We start from the raw sequence: 3,380 nt of genomic DNA on the forward strand, positions 1-3,380 counted from the left end.
ATTGTCCGGCGGCGTCCTACTCTCCCACACCGTCCCCGGTGCAGTACCATCGGCGCTGGAAGGCTTAACTTCCGGGTTCGGAATGTAACCGGGTGTTTCCCTTCCGCCATAACCGCCGTAACCCTATGGAACTATCAACCACACCATCTGGTTGTTGTCCCTGAATCACATAGTGGACGCGAGCAAGACACTCCAAGAGTGTGTGCTTTGTGGTCAAGTCCTCGGCCTATTAGTACCGGTCAGCTCCACACGTTACCGCGCTTCCACTTCCGGCCTATCAACCCTGTCGTCTACAGGGAGCCTTACCCCCTCACGGGGTGGGAGACCTCATCTCAAGGCGAGCTTCCCGCTTAGATGCTTTCAGCGGTTATCCCTACCGAACGTAGCCAACCAGCCGTGCTCCTGGCGGAACAACTGGCACACCAGAGGTTCGTCCGTCCCGGTCCTCTCGTACTAGGGACAGCCCCTTTCAAGTCTCCTGCGCGCGCAGCGGATAGGGACCGAACTGTCTCGCGACGTTCTAAACCCAGCTCGCGTACCGCTTTAATGGGCGAACAGCCCAACCCTTGGGACCTACTCCAGCCCCAGGATGCGACGAGCCGACATCGAGGTGCCAAACCATCCCGTCGATATGGACTCTTGGGGAAGATCAGCCTGTTATCCCCGGGGTACCTTTTAGCCGTTGAGCGACACCGCTTCCACATGCCGATGCCGGATCACTAGTCCCAGCTTTCGCTCCTGCTCGACCCGTCAGTCTCACAGTCAAGCTCCCTTGTGCACTTACACTCAACACCTGATTGCCAACCAGGCTGAGGGAACCTTTGGGCGCCTCCGTTACCTTTTAGGAGGCAACCGCCCCAGTTAAACTACCCACCAGACACTGTCCCCCACCCGGATACACGGGCGCGGGTTAGACATCCAAAACGACCAGAGTGGTATTTCACCAATGACTCCACCACAACTAGCGTTGCAGCTTCCCAGTCTCCCACCTATCCTACACAAGCCATCCCAAACACCAATGTCAAGCTATAGTGAAGGTCCCGGGGTCTTTCCGTCCTGCTGCGCGAAACGAGCATCTTTACTCGTACTGCAATTTCACCGGGTCTGCGGTTGAGACAGCGGGGAAGTCGTTACGCCATTCGTGCAGGTCGGAACTTACCCGACAAGGAATTTCGCTACCTTAGGATGGTTATAGTTACCACCGCCGTTTACCGGCGCTTAAGTTCTCACCTTCGCAACATTACTGCTGCTAAGCGGTCCCCTTAACGTTCCGGCACCGGGCAGGCGTCAGTCCGTATACATCGTCTTACGACTTAGCACGGACCTGTGTTTTTAGTAAACAGTCGCTTCCCCCTGGCCACTGCGGCCTCCACCAGCTACGAACGCAAAGGTCCTACACCAGCGAAGGCCCCCCTTCTCCCGAAGTTACGGGGGCAATTTGCCGAGTTCCTTAACCACAGTTCACCCGAACGCCTTAGTATTCTCTACCTGACCACCTGAGTCGGTTTAGGGTACGGGCCGCCACGACACTCGCTAGAGGCTTTTCTCGGCAGCATAGGATCACCCACTTCGCCACAATCGGCTCGGCATCACATCTCAGGAACACGAGAGACGGATTTGCCTATCTCTCTCCCTACATGCTTACCCCGGGACAACCACCGCCCGGGATGGGCTACCTTCCTGCGTCACCCCATCGCTTACCTACTACCCCATCGGTTCAGGCGTTCACCCTGACGCTGCCCCCGAAGGGACAACCGGCTTAAGGACCCTTAGCATCAAAGGATTCAGTATTGGCGCATCACAGCGGGTACGGGAATATCAACCCGTTATCCATCGACTACGCCTGTCGGCCTCGCCTTAGGCCCCGACTTACCCTGGGCGGATTAGCCTAGCCCAGGAACCCTTGGTCATCCGGCGCAGAAGTTTCTCACTTCTGATTCGCTACTCATGCCTGCATTCTCACTCGCACGCCCTCCACGACCGATCACTCGACCGCTTCACCGAACGCACGACGCTCCCCTACCCACCCACACAAGTGTGAGTGCCACGACTTCGGCGGTGTACTTGAGCCCCGCTACATTATCGGCGCAGAATCACTTGACCAGTGAGCTATTACGCACTCTTTCAAGGGTGGCTGCTTCTAAGCCAACCTCCTGGTTGTCACTGCGACTCCACATCCTTTCCCACTTAGCACACGCTTAGGGGCCTTAGTCGGTGATCTGGGCTGTTTCCCTCTCGACCACGGAGCTTATCCCCCGCAGTCTCACTGCCGCGCTCTCACTTACCGGCATTCGAAGTTTGGCTGACGTCAGTAACCTTGTAGGGCCCATTAGCCATCCAGAGCTCTACCTCCGGCAAGAAACACGCAACGCTGCACCTAAATGCATTTCGGGGAGAACCAGCTATCACGGAGTTTGATTGGCCTTTCACCCCTACACACAGATCATCCCCCAGGTTTTCAACCCTGGTGGGTTCGGTCCTCCACGCAGTCTTACCCACGCTTCAACCTGCCCATGCGTAGATCACCCCGCTTCGGGTCTACAGCATGCGACTCAACGCCCTATTCAGACTCGCTTTCGCTACGGCTCCCCCACACAGGTTAACCTCGCCACACACCATAACTCGCAGGCTCATTCTTCAAAAGGCACGCAGTCACATCACAGACAAGGCAAGCCCCGTCTAAGCTCCTACGGCTTGTAGGCACACGGTTTCAGGTACTATTTCACGACCCCTCACCGGGGCGCTTTTCACCTTTCCCTCACGGTACTCGTTCACTATCGGTCATCAGGGAGTATTTAGGCTTACCAGGTGGTCCTGGCAGATTCACACAAGATTCCACGAGCCTCGTGCTACTCGGGAACACCCCAAACAGTCGGCATGATTTCGCCTACCCGGCTCTCACGGTCTACGGCGCCCCATCCCAAAGGCTTCGACTACCACACCGATTTATCACTGCCCGGAAGGACGGCAGCCCTTCCAAGGGGGTCCCACAACCCCGCACACGCAACACCTGCCGGCTATCACACATGCACGGTTTAGCCTCTTCCGCTTTCGCTCACCACTACTCACGGAATCACTATTGTTTTCTCTTCCTACGGGTACTGAGATGTTTCACTTCCCCGCGTTACCACCAACCGCCCTATACATTCAGACGGCGGCAACACCACATGACTGGTGCTAGGTTGCCCCATTCGGAAATCCCCGGATCAACGTCAGGTTGGCGACTCCCCGAGGCTTAACGCAGCCTCCCACGTCCTTCATCGGCTCCTGATGCCAAGGCATCCACCGTGTGCCCTAAAAAACTTGGCCACAAAGATGCTCGCGTCCACTATGCAATTCACAAACAACAAACAGAAACCAGCCCACCCCGCACCACGACA

General features: G+C 56.7%; 2 rRNA genes. Both read right to left on the reverse strand.

From position 1 onward, the window contains the following. Positions 1-3 precede the first annotated feature (3 nt). A 5S ribosomal RNA gene (gene rrf, locus Pph01_RS42385) occupies positions 4-120 on the reverse strand. Between the two features lie 89 nt (positions 121-209). Beyond that, positions 210-3,309: ribosomal RNA gene (locus Pph01_RS42390) — 23S ribosomal RNA — on the reverse strand. Between the last annotated feature and the right edge of the window lie 71 nt (positions 3,310-3,380).

It is taken from the genome of Planotetraspora phitsanulokensis (genome assembly GCF_016863295.1).
Taxonomy (GTDB): domain Bacteria; phylum Actinomycetota; class Actinomycetes; order Streptosporangiales; family Streptosporangiaceae; genus Planotetraspora; species Planotetraspora phitsanulokensis.